This window comes from Streptomyces sp. NPDC040622 (assembly GCF_055593965.1).
Map to the genome: position 1 here is coordinate 227,428 of NZ_JBVIXD010000011.1, position 19,933 is coordinate 247,360.

The following is a 19,933-nucleotide window of genomic DNA, read 5'->3' on the forward strand; positions in this document are numbered from 1 at the left end:
CCATGCGCCGCCTCGAAGGAACACGCCACTGTGCACATTTCAGAGTGGCCCTTGCCAAGGTGTTCCGGGCGGGGCGATAGTGGAAAACGTGACTCCGCCCGCGCCGTTACGAACCGAAGCCGCCGAAGGGCGCCTTGGCGATCTCGCCGAGGCGTTTTCCGAGGCCGCCGAGGTCTGCGTCAGTTTCGCCCTCGCACCACGTCCGGGCTCCGTCGCACAGGCCAGACGCCTGATGCGCGAGCAGCTGGACGGGTGGGCGGTGCGGGACGACGACGCATGCGACGCGGCGGCACTCGTCCTCTCCGAACTGGTCACCAATGCCGTGGTGCACACCGCGAGCCGGCGGATCATCTGCGAGCTCTGCGCGGATCCGGAGAAGCTGCGAATAACCGTACGTGACGAAGGGTGCGGTTCAGGGACGCCGCGCCCGGTGCACAGGGGGGCCGACGAGGAGCACGGGAGGGGACTGCTTCTTGTCGATGCGGTGAGCAGCGCGTGGGGCGTGCACGACGCGGGGCCCGGTATCGGGCTCACGGTGTGGGCGGAGTTGCCAAGAACGGCGTCGGCGGCGGCAGCGCCATCGGCGGCATGTGCGTAGAACGGAACGATCGAACGTGGCAGTGATGCGGGCGGGGGGCTTGTGAGCACGGGTACGGTACGGCCGTTGGACCTGAACACCTTGATCCGCCTCTCCAGGCGGCGACAGCGTGCGGGGGCTCCGACACCACCACCCGTGCGCCTGGATCTGCCCGAGGGAATGACCGAGCCGCTCGGCTGCGACGCGGTGGCGGTGCCCGCGTCGTTCGGGCCGTGGCTGATGTCCCGGCTGCCCCGCGTCGGATGTGTGTACGAGGACGAGGCGCGCTGGTGGTGGATCGTGCCGGCCGACTCGGACGTCGCCATGGAGTGGCCGGCGCCGGTCGCGTACTCGGCGGGCGCGGTGGTGCGGGACGCCGGATGCAGGCCCGTCCTGATCAACCGTCCCTCGGACGACGTCCCCTATACGCCGCCGATCCCGCTGTACCTGGCGCTGTGCCGGGCCACGGGGACGACGCCGGGGTGGTCCCGGGCGCTCAGCGCCTAGCGGCTCCGCCGCGGTGGGGCGGTTCTTTCGCCGCGGGTCCGCCCTGGCCGGGCGCGCAGTTCCCCGCGCCCCTCGGGAGCGCTCCCGGGGGCGCCCTGCACGCGGTGCCGCTCAGGCGGCGGCCAGCTCCGGGGTCGCCGCGCTCTCGCGGACGATCACCAGGAAGGCGTCCGACGCGAGGTCCATCACGACCTCCGCGGGCTGTCCCTCCTGACGGCGGGCCCGCGCGAACTCCTCCGCGGGCCACGACCCGCGCGGTCCGCCTGCGGGAAATCGCTCCAGCACCACTCGTCCGTTCAGCATGATCCCTGTCCCCCGTGTCGTTCCGTTGCGTGTGCGGTCCGCGGACCCTGTACCGAGGAGAACGCGCGAGAGGGCCCCGCGGGTGCGCGACGTGACGGAACTGAGACGGAGTCGGGCCATTTCCCAGGGTTCTCCCCGGGTCGCCCCCAGGCTCTGCCCGGACTGCCCCCGGGGTCTGCCCGGGCCCGGGCTCAGTCCTCGTACTCGTCGTGGTACCGCACCCGCGCACTGCCCGCGGGGGCCCCGAAGGCCGACGCCCGCCCCTCGGGCCGCTCCCACTCCTCCTGCCGCCCGAGGGCGGTGAGGTCGAGGAGGCTGCTGGTGGAACCGACGCCGTCCAGGCCGCGGGCGAACGTGGCGTACGTGTGGAAGACGCGGTCGCCGTACCGCAGGAAGCAGTTGATCGCGGGCAGGTCCTGGGGCTCCTCGGCGAAGGACGCCCCGAAGTCGTAGTTGAAGTCCCCGCCGTTCGTCGAGTACCAGGGCACGGTCCAGCCCATGCGCGCCTTGAAGGTCAGCAGCTTGGTGAACGGGGCCCGCGAGACCGCGACGAAGTTCGTGGAGCGGGCCCGCAGGTGCGCGAGGTGACCGATCTGGTCGAGGAAGCCGGAGCAGCTGCGGCAGCCCGCGTCCCACTCGGGGGCGAACATGAAGTGGTAGACGATCAGTTGGTCCCTGCCGTCGAAGAGGTCGAGGAGCGTGGCCTTCCCGTCGTAGCCGTCGAAGTAGTACTCCTTGTCGACCTCGACCATCGGCAGCCCGCGCCGCTCGGCGTTGAGCACGTCGCGGGCACGGGTGGCCGCCTTCTCCTTGGCCAGCAGCTCGTCCCGCGCCGCGAGCCACTCCTCGCGCGTGACGATGTCCGGAAGTCCCATGGCGTGTCTCCTCCACCCTTCGGGCGTACCTCGGCGAAGGGTGGACCTGCGGGCTTCGCGGAACTCATCGCTCGCCGGCGAAGAAGTTTCAGAAAGTCACGCGGGGCGGCACGGCATCCGCGCCCGCACTCATCCCCCGTACTCCTGGATGCGCCTGCCGTGGCTCCGGTCGACGAGGTCCGGCAGCAGCGCGCCCAACTCCGCGACGACGCCCGGCACATCGACGGTCAGCAGTTCGCGGTCGCGCATCAGGACGCGGCCGGCCACGATCGTGGTGCGCACGTCCGCGGCACGCGCGCTGTGCACGAGGGTGGCGGCGAGGTCGTGCACGGGCTGGGTGTGGGGTCCGGTCACGTCGACGAGGACGAGGTCGGCCCGCCGCCCCGCGGCGAGGCTCCCGATCTCCTCCCCGAGCCCGACGGCCCGCGCGCTCTGCAGCGTGGCGTGGTCCAGGGCCTGCCGGGCGGTGAGCCAGGCGGGGTCGCGCTCCACGTACTTCTGGACGAGCGCGGTGAGCGTCATGGACTCCCACACGTCGAGGGTGTTGTTGGACGCGGCGCCGTCCGTGGCGAGGCCGACGTCGACACCCGCTGCGCGCAGGGCCCGTACGGGCGTCGTGTCCCAGCCGAACTTCAGATAGCCGCGGGGCGCGGAGGCGACGGCGACCCGGCCGCCGGCGCGGCGCAGCACGGGCAGGTCGCGGGCCTCGTCCAGGCCGGTGGTGTGGGCGAGCAGGACGTCGACGTCGAGGAGCCCGGCGCGCTCCAGGATCTCGATCGGGGTACGGCCGTGCCGGGCCAGGCTGTTGTCGGTCTGCTCGCGGTTCTCGGCCGCGTGGATGTGCACCGACAGGCCGTTCTCCGCTGCCAGTTCGGCGGTCGCGGCGAGGTCGGCGTCATCGACGGTGTACGGGGCGTGCGGGGCGAGGCAGGTGGTGATGCGTCCGCCCGCGCCACCACGCCGCCGCAGCGCGAAGTCGAGGGATGCGGCCCGTCCTTCGGGCCCCTGCGAGCTGAAGTAGGCCTGGCCGAGAACCGCACGCAGGCCGCTCTCGTCGGTGGCGGCGGCCACCTCGTCCATGGCGAAGTAGTGGTCGGCGAAGGTGGTGACGCCCCCTCGGATCATCTCGGCGCAGGCGAGCCGGGCGCCGAGCCCGACGATCCGTCCGGTCAGGTTGGACTCGACGGGCCAGATCCAGTCGTTGAACCAGGAGTGGGCGGGCAGGTCCTCGGCGAGGCCGCGCAGGGCCACCATCGGTGTGTGCGTGTGGCAGTTGACGAGTCCGGGGAGGGCGACGGTGCCCCGGCCGTCGATGTGCGCGGTGGCCGCGGGGCCCGGGCTTCCGGTAGTACCCGCGCCGCCGCCCGCCGTGACGGAGGCGATGAGTCCGTCCCGTACGACGATGGTGGCGTCGTCGACGAAGACGATCTCCCCGCCGGGGCCGTGGGTGAGGGCCGTGCAGCCGGTGACGACGAGGCCGGCGGGGTCCGCGGGGCCGTGCGTGATGAGTCCGGCAGGTTCTGACGAGGGAGGCGGCGTCATCTCTTCACGGTAGTGCGAGTGCGCATCCGGCGGCCCTGTCGCGGGGACGGTTTCGCGGGCACGCTGACCTCACCCGCCGATCGGCCGAGGGGGACGGACGAGGGAGGCGGCCATGATCATCGGTACCTGGAACCTGGAGAACCTCTACCGGCCCGGCGGACCGTTCGGCCCCAGGGACAAAGCGGCCTACGAGGCGAAGCTGGCCTCGCTCGCGGCGACGGTCACCGCGCTGCGGCCGGGCGTCCTCGGCGTGCAGGAGGTCGGCGACCCGGCCGCCCTGGAGGACCTGGCGGGAATGCTGGAGGGCACCTGGCACGTCACGCTCTCCGAGCACGCGGACGACCGGGGCATCCGGGTCGGCTTCCTCACCAGCGTCCCGGTGTCCGTCCAGGCCGACGAGAACGCCTTCCCCGAGCGGCTGCGGCCGGTGCAGGCCGACGACACGGGCCGGACGGCGGGGCGGGCCGGACGCGGGGTCCTCGCGGTGACGGTGACGACGCGGGCGTTCTTCTTCGACACGGTCGTCTGCCACCTCAAGTCGAAGCTGCTCACCTACCCGGGCGGCCGCTTCCAGCCCCGCGACGAGGGCGAACGAGCGCGGGTCGGCGCCTACGCCCTGTACCGCCGCACGGCCGAGGCGACCGTGGTGCGCGCCGTCGCCGACCGGCTGCTGCACGGCGACGGCCGGGAACACCGGGTCGCCGTGCTCGGCGACCTCAACGACGAGGCCGGGGCGGCGACGACACAGCTCCTCCTCGGCCCGCCCGGCTCCGAGATCGGCACGCCCGGCCACGACCGGCCCGACAGGGGCGACACGGCCCGGCTGTGGAACGTTGCCCCGCTGATCCCGCCCGCCCAGCGCTTCTCCCGCATCCACGCGGGCCGCCGCGAACTCATCGACCACGTCCTGGTCAGCCGGGGCCTCCTGGACCAGGTACGGGGTGCGGGCACGGGCGCGACGGGCGCGACGGCGTCCGCGCTGCCGTCCGTGGAAGACGGGGACCCGGCCGTGCGCAGGGACGCGGCGGGGTCGGATCACGCGCCGGTGTGGATACGGATCCAGCCCTAGGGGTGGTGTCGGTAGGGGTGTGGGGCAGGGGCCGTGCCGGCCCGGAGGCGTCACGAAGGCGTCCTAAGGCCCCCTGGCCCGAGGTCTAGGGCACCCCCTCGCCCCGCGAGATGCGCAGGCCTCCCGATGTGGCGGTGCCACCTCGGGGACGACGCTGGAAGCACGGCAGAAGAGACCACCGGCTCGTTCCCCGTCCAAGGAGACCGTCATGATGCACCACGACTTCCAGACCGCCCGCCAGGCCGAGATCCTCTCCCGCGCCGCGCGGCGGCGCCTGACGCGCCGGGCCGAGCGGGCCGAGCGGGCCGCGAAGTCGGCCCGTGCCGCCGCTGAAAGCACCACCGGCCCCCACAGCACCGCCGACCCCGACAGCACCCCCAGCCATGACAACCGCAGCAGGCGCGGCAGGCGCGGCAGGCGCGGCAGCCTCTTCCGTCGGGGGCACGGGCACACCGGCGGTTCCTCCGGGCGCCACGGCCGCGAGCACTACGGACGCACCGCGTGACGGAACAGGGGCGTCACGCGGTCGCGCCCCCGGCCTCGGCGGTCCCCACCGACGCCGAAACCGTTGTCCCGCTCCTCGTACGGCATGCGATGCTCGGCGTTGTGCAGAGCAGTCACACAAGTCCCGTCTTCATCGGCCGCGGCGCCGAACTGACCATCCTCGGCGAGGCCCTGTCCCGGGCGGACGCCGGGGAGCCCCGTGCCCTCTTCGTGGGCGGCGAGGCCGGTGTCGGCAAGACGCGGCTGCTGCAGGAGTTCCTCGCCCGGGCCGCCGAGGACGGGGCCGTCGTCGCCCTCGGGGGCTGCGTCGAGACCGGCGCCGACGCCCTGCCGTACCACCCGGTCGCGGCCGCCCTCCGCTCGCTGCGCCGCCGGCTCGGCGCGGAGTTCGACGCCGCCGTCGCCGGTCAGGAGGGCGAACTCGCCCGGCTGCTGCCCGAGCTCGGCGAGATGGACGGGGGCCGCCCGGAGGCCGACGGCCGCACCCGGCTCTTCGAACTCACCGTCCGCCTCCTCGAACGCCTCGCCGCCGACCGGCCCCTCGTCCTGGTCCTCGAAGACCTGCACTGGGCCGACCGTTCCACCCGCGAACTGCTCAGCTATCTGCTGCGCGCCCTCACCGTCAGCCGCGTGCTCATCCTCGCCACCTACCGCGCCGACGACCTGCACCGCCGTCACCCGCTGCGGTCCGCCCTCGCCGAGTACGAGCGCCTGCACACCGTCACCAGCCTCGAACTGCTCCGCTTCGACCGTGCGGAGGTCCGCGGCCAGCTCGCCGCGATCCGCGGCGAGGCGCCGCCCGAGCAGGTCCTCGACCGGGTGTTCGCCCGCTCCGAGGGCAACGCGTTCTTCGTCGAGGAGCTGTCCCGCAGCATCCTCGAAGGCTCCCCGGGCGGCCTCAGCGACTCCCTGCGCGACCTGCTGCTCGTCCGGGTCGAGGCGCTGCCGGACACGGTGCGGCGCGTGGTGCGGATCGCCGCCGAGGGCGGCTCCGAAGTGGAGTTCCGGCTCCTCGCCACCGTCACGGGCCTCCCCGAGGACGAGCTGATCGAGGTCCTGCGCACCGCTGTCGGCACGGCCGTCCTGCAGCCCTCCGACGAGGGCGAGTCCTTCCGCTTCCGGCATGCCCTGATGCGCGAGGCCGTGGCCGGCGACCTGCTGCCCAGCGAACGCTCCCGGCTCAACCGCCGCTACGCGGAGGCGCTGGAGGCCGACCCCACGCTCGTACGCTCCGAGGAGCGGCCCGGCCGCCTCGCCGGTTACTGGTTCGACGCCCGCGACCCCGCGAAGGCGCTGCCCGCCGTGATCGCCGCGGCGGCCGCCGCCCGCGGCCGGCTCGCCTTCGCCGAGCAACTCCACCTGCTGGAGCGGGCGTTGGAGCTGTGGGACGACACGCCCGAGGAGCTGCGCCGCCGCACGATGCGGCAAGGTCTCGACGACGGCCTGTGCCCGGCCGTCTCCCCGGACATGCCGGGGGACTTCGTGGACCTGCTCGCCGCGATCACCGTCGCCGCGCGCCTCACGGGAGAGCGAGAGCGGGCGCTCGCCCTCTGCAACCGGGCGCTGCGCACGCTGGAGGGCGGTCTTCCGCGCCCTCTCGGCTCCGCTCCGGACAGCGAGGCCCTCGCCCGTACTCCCGGCTGCGCTCCGGGTGAGACGGGCACCGTTCAGACTCCCGGCGCCACCCGAAGCGACGACGACCGGCTTCGCGCGGCCTGGTTCTGGATCGAGCGCTACCAGCTGATGCGCGACCTGTCCCGCTCCGACGGCTGGGACGAGATCGCCCACGCGCAGCAGTTGGTGAAGGGACTGCCGCCGTCCGTCGTGCACGCCGACGTGCTGACGCACGCGGCGCACTGGTACGCCGTGCACCAACCGGGGCCGACCGCCATCAGGACCGCGGAACAGGCGGCGGAACTCTGCCGGGTGACGGGCGCCGAGGTCACCGGCATCACCGCGCGGCACACCCTTGCCTGGCTCGTCATCGACTCGGGCGACATCGAGGGAGGGCTCCGGCAGGCCCGCGACGTGTGCGCCCAGCGGCTGGAGCCGGGCAACGCCAACGTCCTGCTGCGCGGCTACGGCAACCTGTCCACCGCACTGCACGGCCTCGGCCGCTACACGGAGGCCGTCGAGGTCGGCGCGGCGGGCAGCACGCTCGCCGAGCGGCACGGGCTGCCGGACACCGCCTCGTTCGTCGACGCCAACCTCGCCGAATCCCTCACCCACCTCGGCCGCTGGGCGGACGCCGCCGCAGCGCTCGACCGGGCCGACGGCCGGCGCGGGGTGAGCCTGCGCACCCGGGGGCAGATCGCCGGACTGCGGGCCGAACTGGCCCTGGCCAGGGGCGCGTACGGCGACGCCCTGCTGCGGCTGAAGGAGTCCGACGGCTGGACCACGGGACCCCACCCGGAGCCGCAGCACACCCTTGCCATGGCCCGGGTCGCCATCGCGCTGGCGGCGGCCGACGGACGGATCCTCGACGTCCGCGCCCTCCTCGAAACGGCGGTCGGCGACGCCATCGCCCCCGCCCACCAGCGTTACGGCTGGCCGCTGCTGTACGAGGCCGCCGCGGCGGAGGCACGGGCCCGCGGGCTCGCGGTGGCCGAGCCGGGGCGCGAGGCCGCGGTGGAGCGGATCCGCGGGGCGATGCGGGGCCAGCCCGTGTTCGCACCGCTGTGGGCGGCGCAGTCCATGATGACCGAGGCCGAGCTGCTCACCGCCGAGGGCGGGGACGCCACCGCGCGCTGGACGGAGGCCGTCGCCGTCAGCGAGGAGTTGGAGGCCCCTGCGCTGCGGGCCACCGCCCGGCTGCGGCTCGCGGAGGCCCTGGTCACCCAGGGCGGCGCCGGATCCCGCGAGGCCGCCGGTGAACTGCTGCGGGAGGCCGCGGCGGTGGCGCGCGAGCTGGGCGCGGTGCCGCTCGGAACGGAGATCACCACGCTGGCGGGCCGCGCCAGGATCCCGCTGCGCCACGGCGCCGAGGAGACCCCGCCCACACCGACGGCGTCCTTGGGGCTGACAGCCCGGGAACGGGACGTGCTGCGGCTGGTCGCCGCGGGACGCAGCAACCGGCAGATCGCGCAGGAACTGTTCATCTCGCCCAAGACGGCGAGCGTGCACGTCTCCAACATCCTGGCCAAGCTGGGCGCTTCGGGCCGCGGGGAGGCGGCGGCCATCGCGCACCGGCTGGGCGTCTTCGACGCGTGAGGCGGCGCCGGGCGGCACCGCTCGGGGCGTACGGCCAAGAGGTGTGGGGCCAAGAGGTGTGAGGCCGTGGGGTGTACGGCCAAGAGGTGTGGGGCCGTGGGGTGTGCGGTCCAGAGGTGTGGGGCCGTGGGGTCGCCCGGAGACCTGCCGCCGCAGCCTCCTCCGCCGGCGCACCACGCTTCTTCGCGCCCCGCCACCTCCTCGCCCCTCCCCGCCCCCGCCCGTCCCGTACGCCCCCTAAGCTGCTCCCTGCCCCACAGCCCCGATCCGCTCCACCATCCCCGATCCGACCCCCAGGAGTCCTCACCGTGTTCGACCCCGCAGCGGAGCTTCCGTACCCCGACGCCCATGGCCCGGACGCGGCGCCCGCACCGCACGCGTTGCTCGCGCCCGTGCTCGGGCTCCTGGGCACGTGGCGCGGTCAGGGGCGCGGCCAGTACCCGACGCTCCCCGACGACTTCACGTACGAGCAGGAAGTCACCTTCAGCCATGACGGCCGGCCCTTCCTCCGCTACGAGGCCCGTGCCTGGCTGATCGGCCCGGACGGGGTGCCGTTGCGCCCCGCGGCGCGGGAGAGCGGCTGGTGGCGGCTGCAGCCGGACGGCCGCGTGGAGGCGCTGGTCACCCAGCCCACCGGCATCGCGGAGATCGCGGTCGGCAGCGCGGGCGACGGAACGGTCGACCTGTCCACGCACGAGGTGGCCCTCGCGCCCACCGCCAAGGACGTCACCGCCACCCGCCGCCGCTACACCCTGACCGACGCCGACACGCTCACCTTCAGCCACGACATGGCCGCGGTGGACCAGCCTCTGCAGCACCACCTCTCGGCCCGCCTGCACCGCGAGAACCGCGGCTGACCACCTGGTCACGGCCGACCGCAGCCGTACGGGTGGTCGAACGCCCGTGGCACGATGGCGCGCTGTGAGCACCGAAGCAGAGACGCGTGGCACGCGAGAGGCACGAGGGACGCGAGGGGTCCGAGGGGCAGGTGGAGCGCAGGGGACGGGTAGAGCGTCGGTCCCCCGCGCGTCGGAGGCGGGCGGCTGGCCCGACCTCCCCGGCGACACGGCCCTGACCCTCCGCATCCCCGAGGCGAATCCGCTGGTGCAGGCCGGCTTCCCGGCCCACGTGACAGTGCTCTACCCGTTCCTGAACGAGTCCTGTTTCACCCCGGCCACCCATGCCGAGCTGACGGAACTCTTCGCCGCTCAGGCCCCCTTCACGCTCACGTTCGGCGTGTTCCGCCGCTTTCCGGGCGTCCTCTATCTCCCGCCGTCCCCCGACGCTCCCGTACGCGCCCTCACCGCGACGCTCACGAACCGCTGGCCGGAGGCCGTCCCCTACCGCGGCATCTTCAGCCCGCCGCCGGCACCTCATCTCACCCTCGCGAACCACGAGGGCCCGGACACGTACGAAGCGGCCTACGACGTCCTGGAGTCCCGGCTGGCCCCGCGGCTGCCCCTGGTCAGCCGGGTGAGCGCCGTCCAGCTGATCGCGACGGACGGGGCGGGCACGGGCTGGCGGGACGTCGCGGAGTACCGGCTGGGAGCCGGTGATCTCCGGGTCGTGTGACGGGCGGGCCACACGCGCGTGAAAACGGTGCGGGCCAATCAGGCCGTACCGCATGAAGAAGGGCATCAGGCGCGGGCGTGTCCGCTACGGTTTGCCGCCGTTATGGATCTACGGCTCCCGCGGACGACACGGGAGCCGACCCGTACCCCTCCCCGAAAGGGAACACCGTGGCTCTCACTCTCCCCCGCGTCTCCGGCACCCGCCTCGCCGTCGCCGTGGCCGCCACCACCGTGCTCGCCGTCGGCGCGCCCGCCGCGTACGCGTCGCTGGACGACGACGGCGCGGCGCGCGCGGCCGAGCCGGCCGCCGCCTCGACGGTCGCCCGGGGCAAGCCCTTCACGGAGACCCGGCTCTTCTTCGGCACGGAACGGCCCGACGGCGGTCCCGCGGTCACCGACAAGCAGTTCATGGCCTTCATCGACAAGGAGGTCACGCCGGGCTTCCCCGACGGGCTGACGATCCAGGACGGGCGCGGGCAGTGGCGTGACTCCAACGGCAAGATCGAGCGGGAGCGTTCGTACGAGCTGATCCTGCTGTACCCGACGACCGAGGCGCACAAGCGGGACGTCCGGATCGAGGAGATCCGCAGCGACTACGAGAAGGCGTTCGCCCAGGACTCGGTGGCGCGCCTCGACGAGCGGACGCGCGTCGACTTCTGAGGTGAGGCGGGCCGGACAAGGGGGCAACAGCCGTGACGTTACCGCCTGTTGCTGCTGCCGCCGCCGTGCACGTCACCGACGGACCGCGCCATGATCACGGTGCCGTGGTACTCACCGCCGTTGATGGTGTTGTACGTGCCACCGTCCCGGCCCGCGCCCGCCTCACCCTCCGGGTCCAACTCGGCCAGCAACGCCCGCAGTTCGGCGACGGCTCCTTCGTCGGCCGCGAGCCTGCGCCGAAGCCGCGAACGCCACTCCGTCCGCACATCACCCGCGGCCTCCTCGTCCCCCGCGTCCCGCGCGGCGACGACCTCGGCACGCGCCTCCTCCAGCTCTCCGACGAGGACGTCCTCGTCGCCGCCGCCGCGCGCGAAGAGCCGGGCGACCCCGTCCCGCGCCCGCGCCCAGCCGTCGGTGACCATCTGCTGCACGAGCGCCGTCGCCCCCGCCGCAGCCAGCGCCGCCAACTCAGGCTCCACAGCTCCTCCTTGCTCCACCCGCTCCGCGTCCAGGGACCTCACCGTAACGCTCCGCGGCGGGAACTGGGTGCGGGCTGGGTCGTTCGCGACAAAAGCCTGCTCCGACGAGGGCTCGCTCTGCCGATGACCGCGCGGGTTAAGCCTCCGTCATCCCCGTCACCGCGCCCACCGGATCCGCGTCCGCCTCACCCTCGGGCCACCAGTCGTCGGCGCCCGGCTCGCTCTCGTACGGGTACCAGCGGCCGTCGTGGCCGTAGCGGAGCTGGAGCGTGCCCTCCGCGTTCGTGAGGTGGTTGCGGTGGATCGTCATGCGGGGGAGGTCCGCCGCCACCAGGGCGCCGCGCGCGCGATCGAAGGGGCCCGCCGGAGGGTCCCAGGGGGATTCCAGGACCGTCAGCCCCTCCTCGCCGCCCTGACGCCAGGAGGCCGCCGCGCGGGACAGGTCCGCGGGGGTGCTCCCCACCGACCTGGCCAGTTCGGCGAATTGGCGGCTGAACGTGCGGCGGCCCGTGAGGCCGGGGTGCGAGGCCGCGAGACGGACCGCGTCGTGCCAAGGCGACGTGGCGGTGAAGGGATCCGCGCCCGCCGTGAGGAACGCGTGCGCCCGCGCCGCCGCGTCCGTGACCAGGAACTCCAGGGCCGTCGGGTCGGGAGCGCCGGAGAGGGAGGGGAGCACCGGGGGTTCTCCCGGGCGGGGCGGGGGCGCGAGCGGGGCGGGGAGCGGGGAGCGGTACTCCGTGGCCAGGGCCTCCCGGGCCAGGAGGCCGGGGAGGGTGGGGGCGGGGTTCGTGGGGTGGGTGTTGTGGGTGGGATTGGTGGGGTGGGTGCTGTGGGTGGGGCTGCCGGGTCCTTCCGCGGGGCTGGGCGATGCCGCGGGTCTGCCGGGCTCCTCCACGTGGCTGAGCGATTCCGCGGAACTGGGCGCATCCGCAGGGCCGAGCGCTTCCCCGGGGCCGGGCTCTTCCGTGCAGCCCGCCGCTTCCGGCGACGGTGTCGGTGACAGCTCCGGCTCCTGGGGCGGGGCCGGCGACGCCGACTCCGGGCCGACACCCGACGCCTGCCGCCGGTGCCGGTGCCGGTCCGCGCGGAGTTCGTCCGCCGCCTCCTCCGCCGCCCGTCGGGTGTTCCTGCGGGACAGCTCGTCCAGGAGGTCCTGCTCCTCGCCGCCGCGCAGCAGCAGGAGGACGAAGGGGTCGGCGTCCAGGAGGCGGGCCGTCTGGTAGGCCAGGGCTGCCGCGTGCTTGCAGGGGTGGCCTCGGTCGGGGCAGGTGCAGGACGGGGCCAGTTCGCGGCCTGCGGGCAGGAGCGGGACGTCCGCGCGGGTCGCCGCGTCGGCCAGCGCGTGCGGCATCTCCTTGTCGAGGAGCGCCGCGATGTGCGCGGGATCCGTCGCCACCGCGTCCAGGAAGCGGTCCCAGTGTTCGGGAAGCATCGTGCGGAGGCGGATCTCCGCGCGGTAGGGGCGGGGGCGGCTGCCGTGCACGTATGCGACGATGCGGCCCGGCGCGACGGTGATCGTGTCGACGGCGCCCTCGCGCGCGTACGTACGGCCGCGGGACAGGCGGGCCTGGTCCAGGGCGCTCTCCTCCAGCGCGTCGATCCAGGCGTTCCCCCACCAGGACGCGGCGAAGGGCGCCTTGGGGTCGGGGTGCGCCGGCAGGGCGGGGAAGACGCGGCCGCTGCCCATGCGGCTCGTCTCGCTCATCCCGCTGGCCCAGCCGAGGCCGCCCCCGCGGCCGGAGCCCGCCGCCCGGCCCGAGCCGCCCTGTCCGGCCCCTCGGCCGGCGTCGCCCCGCCCGGCTCCGCCCCGACCCGGTCCGCCCCGCCCGTTCACGTCGTCCTCCTCAGCGACACCAGGTCGGCCAGGTCCGCGTCCGACAGTTCCGTGAGCGCCGCCTCGCCGCCGTCGCCGAGCACCGCGTCCGCCAACGCCTGCTTCGCGGCGAGGAGTTCGGCGATGCGGTCCTCGACCGTTCCTTCGGTGACCAGGCGGTGGACCTGGACCGGCTGGGTCTGGCCGATGCGGTACGCGCGGTCGGTGGCCTGCTCCTCGACCGCCGGGTTCCACCAGCGGTCGTAGTGGATCACGTGGCCCGCCCTGGTCAGGTTCAGTCCCGTACCCGCCGCCTTCAGCGAGAGGAGGAAGACGGGGACCTCGCCCGACTGGAAGCGGTCCACCATCTGTTCGCGTCGCGCGACCGGGGTGCCGCCGTGCAGGAGCTGGGTGGCGATGCCACGCGCGGCCAGATGCGTCTCCAGGAGGCGAGCCATCTCCACGTACTGCGTGAAGACCAGGACCGCGCCGGCGCTCTCCGACTCGGCGAGGATCGTGTCGAGGAGTTCGTCGAGCAGTTCCAGCTTGCCCGAGCGGGGGCGGCCCGTGCGGGTGGTGAGTGTGCCGTCCTTCAGGTATTGCGCCGGGTGGTTGCAGATCTGCTTCAGGGCGGTCAGGAGCTTCATCACCAGGCCGCGGCGGGCCATGCCGTCCGACGCCTCGATGCGGGCCAGCGTCTCGCGCACCACCGCCTCGTACAGCGAGGTCTGTTCGCGGGTGAGGGTGACCGGGTGGTCGGTCTCCGTCTTCGGCGGGAGCTCGGGGGCGATCCCGGGGTCCGACTTCTTGCGGCGCAGGAGGAAGGGGCGCACCAGCCGGGCAAGGCGGTCCAGCGCGTCGTCGTTCTCGGCCGTCTCGCCGCCCTCCACCAGGCGGGCGTGGCGGGCACGGAACGCCTTCAGGGGGCCGAGCAGGCCGGGGGTCGTCCAGTCGAGCAGGGCCCACAGCTCGGAGAGGTTGTTCTCCACGGGGGTGCCGGTGAGCGCGACCCTGGCCGGTGCGGGGATCGTGCGCAGCGCCTTCGCCGTCGCCGCGTGCGGGTTCTTGACGTGCTGCGCCTCGTCCGCGACCACCAACCCCCAGCGCTGCGCGGCCAGTTCGGGCGCGCTCGTGCGCATCGTGCCGTACGTGGTGAGGACGAAGCCGCCCTGGACGTCCAGGCCCCTGAGGGTGCGGCCCGTGCCGTGGAAGCGGCGCACCGGCACGCCGGGCGCGAACCGCTCGATCTCCCGCTGCCAGTTGCCGAGCAGCGAGGCGGGGCAGACGACGAGGGTGGGCGCCGGGTGCGCCCGGTGGAGGTGGAGGGCGATCAGCGTGATCGTCTTGCCGAGCCCCATGTCGTCGGCGAGGCAGCCGCCGAGGCCGAGCGATGTCATGCGGTCGAGCCAGGCCAGGCCCCTGAGCTGGTAGTCGCGCAGGGTGGCGTGCAGGCCGGGCGGCTGGACCGGAACGTCGAGGTCACCGGTCACGCGCTCGCGCAGCCGGGCCAGCGCGCCGACGGGCACGGCGGGCACCCGCTCGCCGTCGACCTCGGCCGTGCCGGTGAGCGCGACCGAGAGGGCGTCCACCGGGTCGAGCAGCCCGAGGTCCCGCTTGCGTGCCTTGCGGACGAGCTCGGGGTCGACCAGGACCCACTGGTCGCGGAGGCGGACGACGGGCCGGTGGGCCTCCGCGAGCACGTCGAGCTCCGCGTCGGTCAGCGGCTCCTCGTGGCCGCCGAGCGCCACCTGCCAGCGGAATTCGAGGAGTTGCTCGGTCTTGAAGAAGTCGAAGTTGTCGGCGGCGGTGCCGGGGGCCGGGCGGACGACGGCGGTGGCGGTAAGGCCCCGGGTCAGCTCCTTGGGCCAGAGCACGGCCACTCCCGCGGCGCCGAGCCGGCCGGCCGCCGCGCCGAGCAGGTCGTACAACTCCTCCTCGCTCAGCGGGAGTACGTCCGGGCGCGGCCGCTCGAGGAGTCTGCCGAGCGGCGGCCAGACACGGGCCGCGCGGCGCAGCGCGAGCAGGGTGTCGACGCGGGCGCGTGGCCCGAAGTGGTCGGTGCCTGCCCACAGGCCAGGCACGTCCGTCACGAGTGCCGGGTCGGCGAGGCTGTGCACCTGCACGACGGCGGCGGCCGGGCTGGCCACGGAGGCGCGCGAGACCTCCGCACCGGAGGCGCCGCCCCGCGCGCCTTCGGCACCACCGGCGGACCGGGCGGACCCGGCACCCACCGCATCCCCGGAGCTCTCCGCACGCCCGGAACTCCCCTCCCCCTCCCCCACGTCGAACACCTCGTGCGCCCGCAGGTCGAGGCGGAGCGAGACGCGCACCCCCGCGTCCATCCCGGCGGCGACCTCGGCCGCCCACTCGCGCGCGCCGGGCAGCCGCTGCGGCTCGCGGGCGGCGAAGGGAGCGCCGACCGCGTACGCGGCCGCCGGGGTCCGCGGCAGTACGTCGACCACCGCGTCGACGAAGGCTCTGACCAGGGCGAACGGCTGGGGCACCTGCAGTGGCCCCGGCCCCGGCAGCGGCACCGCGTGCGCCTCGGCGGGCAGTGCAGAGGCGATGGCCCGCAGCTGGGCGACGTCGGTCTCGTCCAGCGGTCCCGCCCGCCACGCGTCCTCGTCCCCCGCCGTCAGTCCGGGCAGCAGCCTGCCCCGCGCCGCCAGGTGCAGCGCGTGCCGGGCGGCCGCGCGCCAGCAGGCCGCGGCGGGGTGCGGGCGCTCGGCGCGCAGCAGCAGCGGCACGGCGTCGGCGACCGGCAGGTGGACCGCGGGCACGGTGCGGCCGCGGGCACCCTTGCCGTGCTTGCGGGCGACGAGGAGGTCACCGCGCACACCCGGCTCGTCACCCCGGCCGTCCACCCGGTCACCGGCCCGCTCCGGCAGCTCACCGCCGTCCGGCCGCCAGAAGGCGATCCGGCCCTCCCGGGGAACCTCCGCGGGCAGGAAGACGGCGGCGCACGAGCGCACGAGGAGCGCACCGTCGGCCGCGGCCTGCGCCGCCGCTCCCGTCGCCGTCTCCGCCGTCATGCCGCCCGCCTCACTCGCCCCTGCTCACACCGCCTGTCCCGGGACCGCTCCCTGGACCGCCAACCCTAGGCGAGACCACTGACATCCCCGGGGCGGCCACGACGAGCACGGCCACCGCAGCGCCCACCGCGCCCCGGCGCTCATGGCGCTCACGGCCGCCACGCCCCGGGCAACCCCTTCCGGCCAAGGTCTGCGTGAACACTGGAAGGAAAGTTTCCTAACAATAATTCATCCCGAGTTCTTGACGCGCACATGCCGCATCGCCAGGATTCCCCCGAGACGGCACGGCACCCCCACGCCAACCGAGGAGACAGGCATGTCGCCCACCCCCCGCGTCATGGACTCCGGCACGAACTCCGGCACGAACTCCCGTAAGAAGAAGGCCCGTTGGGGCATCCCGGTGGCCGCGGGCGCCTCGCTCGCGCTCGTCGGCGGTGTGCTGCTCTGGTCACCGGCCGAGGAGGCCGACGCCTCCCCCACCGCCGCGTCCCGGGCGGGCTTCACGGCGGTCGCCGCGGGTGACATCGCCGAGCAGTGCACCGCGAGCAGCAGCAGCTGCAAGCACCCCAAGACCGCCGCCCTGGTCAAGCAGATCAACCCGTCCTTCGTCATGACCATGGGCGACAACCAGTACGACGACGCGCGCCTGAAGGACTTCCAGAACTACTACGACAAGTCCTGGGGCGCCTTCAAGAGCAAGACGCGGCCCGTCCCCGGCAACCACGAGACCTACGACCCCGCGGGCGCGCTCAAGGGCTACAAGTCCTACTTCGGCTCCGTCGCCTACCCCGACGGCAAGAGCTACTACAGCTTCGACCAGGGCAACTGGCACTTCGTCGCGCTCGACTCCAACAGCTTCGACGACGACGCGCAGACGGACTGGCTCAAGGACGATCTCGCCGCCAACTCCAAGAAGTGCGTGGCCGCGTACTGGCACCACCCGCTCTACTCCTCCGGCGAGCACGGCAACGACCCGGTGAGCCGCCCCGTCTGGAAGCTGCTCTACGACAACAAGGCCGAGCTCGTCCTGAACGGCCACGACCACCACTACGAGCGGTTCGCGCCACAGAACCCCGACGGCAAGGCCGACGCCAACGGCATCGTCGAACTGCTCGGCGGCATGGGCGGCGCCAACCCGTACGACATCGAGGAGGTCCAGCCCAACAGCCAGAAGCGGATCACGGACACCTTCGGCGTCGTCAAGCTGAACTTCACCGACACCGGGTTCTCCTGGAACCTGCTCGCCACCGACGGCTCGACGAAGGACACCAGCCCGTCCTACTCCTGCCGCTGAGCCCGGCCGGAGCGCTGCGATGTACCTCGCTTCCACCGGCGCGGTCACCAAGGGCGACGCGGCCGCCACGACCCCGGAGCGGTCCGGGGCCCGGCGCGGCCGCGTCGCGGGCCCCGTCCTCGCGCTGGGCGCGGTCAGCCTGGTCACGGACATCTCCTCCGAGATGGTCACCGCCGTCCTGCCGCTCTACTTCGTCCTCCAACTCGGCCTTTCCCCCCTCCAGTTCGGATTCCTCGACGGGCTCTACAACGGCGTCACCGCGCTGGTGCGGCTGGCCGGCGGGTACGCCGCCGACCGAGGCGAGCGGCACAAGCTGGTGGCGGGCGGCGGCTACGCGCTGTCCGCCCTGTCCCGGCTCGGGCTGCTGCTCGCGGGCGGCGCCACCGCCGGGATCGGCGCGGCGCTCGCCGCCGACCGCGTCGGCAAGGGCGTGCGCACCGCACCGCGTGACGCACTCATCTCACTGAGCAGCCCGCCCGACGCGCTGGGCCGCGCCTTCGGTGTGCACCGGGCGATGGACACGACGGGCGCGCTGCTCGGTCCGCTCGCCGCGTTCGCGCTGCTGTGGGCGACCGCGGACGCCTACGACGCCGTGTTCGTGGTCAGCTTCTGCTTCGGGCTGCTCGGCGTGCTGATGCTGGTCGCGTTCGTCCCGGGCCACCTGGACTCGTCCGCCGCGCCCCGGGCGGCGCGGCCCCCCGCCGCCCGGGGCGGCGCGCTCGGCCTGCTCCGCGTCCCCGCCTTCCGGCGCGTCCTCGTCGCGGCCGCGCTGCTCGGCGCGGCCACCATCGGCGACGCGTTCCTCTACCTCCTCCTGCAGCGGCGGCTGGACTTCGCGGTCTCGTGGTTCCCGCTGCTGCCGCTGGGCTCCGCCGCCGTCTACCTGCTGCTCGCAATCCCGGCAGGCCGGCTCGCCGACCGCACGGGGCGGCGCGTGCCGTTCCTCGCGGGGCACGTGGCACTCCTCGGCGGCTACCTCCTGCTGCTCTCGCCCACCGACGGCTGGCCGCTGCTCATCGGCGTACTGCTGCTGCTCGGGGTCTTCTACGCGGCCACCGACGGCGTCCTGATGGCCCTGGTCGCCCCGGTGGTCGCCGAGGACCGGCGGGCGAGCGGCATGGCCGTGCTCCAGACCGGGCAGGCCCTGGCCCGGCTGCTTGCCGCCGCCGGGTTCGGCGCGGCCTGGACGCTGTGGGGCGTGGGGCCCGCGCTGACCTGCGCGGCGCTCGCGCTGACCGCGGCGCTGGGCGGGGCGGCCGTCCTGCTTCCGGCCGCCGAGCCCGCGAAGCCCGCCGGTACCGCCGGTACCGCCGCAGCCTCCTTGCCCTCCGAACCGTCCGAGCCCTCCGAGCCCTCCGAGCCCTCCGAGCCCTCCGAAAGGCGCTCATGACCTCGTCCACCGCCGGCACCGGCCGGCGCGCCGACCCGGGCGCGACCGAGCCGCACGGCCCCCTCCCGTCCCCTCGCTCCTCACCCCGCTCCTCACCCCGCTCCTCCCTCCGCTCCCGTGTCGTGGCCGTCACCGTGGCCGCCGCCGTCCTCGCGGGCGTCGCCGTGGCGTACACCCTGCACGCGGCCGGGCGCGCCTCATCGGCCGACGCCGCCTCGGAGTTCGCCCTCGACCGGGGGCACCTCTACTTCCGCAGCACGGAGGCGGGCGCGGGCCGGGTCGCCCGCGTGCCGTCACCGGGCAAGCCCCCCGGCGGGACCTCCGCCGAGGACACGCGCACCACCGGCGGACCCTCCTGCGAGCGCTTCTACGCCGCCGCGGGCACCGGCCTGTGCCTGCAGCGCAGGGCCGGGATCCCGCCCAAGTCGTACGCCGTGGTCCTGGACGGCCGCCTCCGCGAGAAGCGCCGGATCGCGCTCACCGGCATCCCCAACCGGGCGCGCGTCTCGGCGTCGGGCCGGATGCTGTCCTGGACGATGTTCGCCACCGGCGACTCCTACGCGGGCTCGTCCTTCTCCACCCGCACCTCGATCCTGGACACCCGCACCGGCTACCTGATCAAGAACATGGAGGAGATCCCCCTCACCCTCGACGGCCGCCGCTACCACGCGCCCGACGTCAACTACTGGGGCGTGACCTTCGCGAAGGACGACAACCGCTTCTACGCGACCGTCTCGACCAAGGGCCGGACCCACCTCGTGCGCGGCGACATGAAGAAGTGGGCGGCGACCACCCTGCGTTCGAACGTCGAGTGTCCCTCGCTCTCCCCCGACAACACCCGGCTCGCCTTCAAGAAGCGGGTACGGAAGGGGACTCGGGACCCCTGGCGGCTGTACGTCCTCGACCTGCGGACGATGCGCGAACACCCGCTGGCCGAGTCGCGCGGTGTCGACGACCAGGCCGCCTGGCTGGACGACGACACCCTCGCGTACGCGCTGCCGGGTCGGGACGGCCGCAAGCAGGACGTCTGGTCGACGCCCGCCGACGGCTCGGGCAGGCCCGTCCTGCGGGTACGGGGCGGGAGTTCACCGGCGGCGGTGCGCTGAG

At 74.1% G+C, this 19,933-nt stretch carries 17 protein-coding genes; 11 read left to right on the top strand and 6 right to left on the bottom strand.

From position 1 onward, the window contains the following. Positions 1-88 precede the first annotated feature (88 nt). Complete coding sequence (locus ACZ592_RS31250) at positions 89-598, top strand: ATP-binding protein (RefSeq protein ID WP_471585030.1); 510 nt, start codon at positions 89-91, stop codon at positions 596-598. Positions 599-640: 42 nt separating this feature from the next. Further along, positions 641-1,084 carry a hypothetical protein gene (locus ACZ592_RS31255; RefSeq protein WP_471585031.1) on the top strand — a complete coding sequence of 148 codons (444 nt, stop codon included), beginning with the start codon at positions 641-643 and terminating at the stop codon, positions 1,082-1,084. 111 nt (positions 1,085-1,195) lie between these two features. Here ACZ592_RS31255 and ACZ592_RS31260 read toward each other — a convergent pair whose 3' ends face one another. From ACZ592_RS31260 to ACZ592_RS31270, 3 genes are all read right to left on the bottom strand, one after another. Further along, positions 1,196-1,387, bottom strand: a complete 192-nt coding sequence (locus tag ACZ592_RS31260; RefSeq protein ID WP_471585032.1) for a hypothetical protein — start codon at positions 1,385-1,387, stop codon at positions 1,196-1,198. Between the two features lie 191 nt (positions 1,388-1,578). Then, entirely contained in the window at positions 1,579-2,262 is a 684-nt protein-coding gene (locus ACZ592_RS31265) for a DUF899 domain-containing protein (protein WP_471585033.1), read from the bottom strand. A 129-nt stretch (positions 2,263-2,391) separates the two neighbouring features. After that, entirely contained in the window at positions 2,392-3,804 is a 1,413-nt protein-coding gene (locus tag ACZ592_RS31270) for an amidohydrolase (protein WP_471585034.1), read from the bottom strand. A gap of 112 nt (positions 3,805-3,916) precedes the next feature. Here ACZ592_RS31270 and ACZ592_RS31275 point away from each other — a divergent pair, with 112 nt between their 5' ends. From ACZ592_RS31275 to ACZ592_RS31300, 6 genes are all read left to right on the top strand, one after another. After that, entirely contained in the window at positions 3,917-4,873 is a 957-nt protein-coding gene (locus tag ACZ592_RS31275) for an endonuclease/exonuclease/phosphatase family protein (RefSeq protein ID WP_471585035.1), read from the top strand. A 208-nt stretch (positions 4,874-5,081) separates the two neighbouring features. Continuing rightward, the gene (locus ACZ592_RS31280) at positions 5,082-5,378 is read left to right on the top strand and encodes a hypothetical protein (RefSeq protein WP_471585036.1); all 297 of its coding nucleotides are present in this window, start codon (positions 5,082-5,084) and stop codon (positions 5,376-5,378) included. Between the two features lie 89 nt (positions 5,379-5,467). Beyond that, positions 5,468-8,587 (top strand): helix-turn-helix transcriptional regulator, encoded by a 3,120-nt coding sequence (locus ACZ592_RS31285; protein WP_471585110.1) that lies wholly within the window; start codon positions 5,468-5,470, stop codon positions 8,585-8,587. Between the two features lie 308 nt (positions 8,588-8,895). After that, on the top strand, positions 8,896-9,444 hold the full coding sequence (locus tag ACZ592_RS31290) for a heme-binding beta-barrel domain-containing protein (protein ID WP_471585037.1): 549 nt from the start codon (positions 8,896-8,898) through the stop codon (positions 9,442-9,444). 271 nt (positions 9,445-9,715) lie between these two features. Continuing rightward, the gene (locus tag ACZ592_RS31295; RefSeq protein ID WP_471585038.1) at positions 9,716-10,159 is read left to right on the top strand and encodes a 2'-5' RNA ligase family protein; all 444 of its coding nucleotides are present in this window, start codon (positions 9,716-9,718) and stop codon (positions 10,157-10,159) included. 167 nt (positions 10,160-10,326) lie between these two features. Beyond that, positions 10,327-10,818: a DUF3574 domain-containing protein gene (locus tag ACZ592_RS31300; RefSeq protein WP_471585039.1), complete on the top strand. Its 492-nt coding sequence runs from the start codon at positions 10,327-10,329 to the stop codon at positions 10,816-10,818. A gap of 38 nt (positions 10,819-10,856) precedes the next feature. Here the strand turns inward: ACZ592_RS31300 and ACZ592_RS31305 are convergent, their stop codons facing one another. The 3 genes from ACZ592_RS31305 to ACZ592_RS31315 form a co-directional block, all read right to left on the bottom strand. Continuing rightward, on the bottom strand, positions 10,857-11,297 hold the full coding sequence (locus ACZ592_RS31305; RefSeq protein ID WP_471585040.1) for a hypothetical protein: 441 nt from the start codon (positions 11,295-11,297) through the stop codon (positions 10,857-10,859). A 136-nt stretch (positions 11,298-11,433) separates the two neighbouring features. After that, positions 11,434-13,002 carry an SWIM zinc finger family protein gene (locus tag ACZ592_RS31310; protein ID WP_471585041.1) on the bottom strand — a complete coding sequence of 523 codons (1,569 nt, stop codon included), beginning with the start codon at positions 13,000-13,002 and terminating at the stop codon, positions 11,434-11,436. 125 nt (positions 13,003-13,127) lie between these two features. Then, positions 13,128-16,142 (bottom strand): DEAD/DEAH box helicase, encoded by a 3,015-nt coding sequence (locus ACZ592_RS31315; RefSeq protein ID WP_471585042.1) that lies wholly within the window; start codon positions 16,140-16,142, stop codon positions 13,128-13,130. A 316-nt stretch (positions 16,143-16,458) separates the two neighbouring features. Here ACZ592_RS31315 and ACZ592_RS31320 point away from each other — a divergent pair, with 316 nt between their 5' ends. From ACZ592_RS31320 to ACZ592_RS31330, 3 genes are read left to right on the top strand one after another with little or no spacing between them, the layout of a single operon-like run. Then, entirely contained in the window at positions 16,459-17,436 is a 978-nt protein-coding gene (locus tag ACZ592_RS31320; protein WP_471585043.1) for a metallophosphoesterase family protein, read from the top strand. 19 nt (positions 17,437-17,455) lie between these two features. Beyond that, the gene (locus ACZ592_RS31325; protein WP_471585044.1) at positions 17,456-18,826 is read left to right on the top strand and encodes an MFS transporter; all 1,371 of its coding nucleotides are present in this window, start codon (positions 17,456-17,458) and stop codon (positions 18,824-18,826) included. Beyond that, positions 18,823-19,932, top strand: coding sequence for a TolB-like translocation protein (locus ACZ592_RS31330; RefSeq protein ID WP_471585045.1), 1,110 nt, complete (start codon positions 18,823-18,825; stop codon positions 19,930-19,932). Before ACZ592_RS31325 ends, ACZ592_RS31330 begins: the two co-directional genes overlap by 4 nt. The last annotated feature ends 1 nt before the right edge of the window (position 19,933 follow it).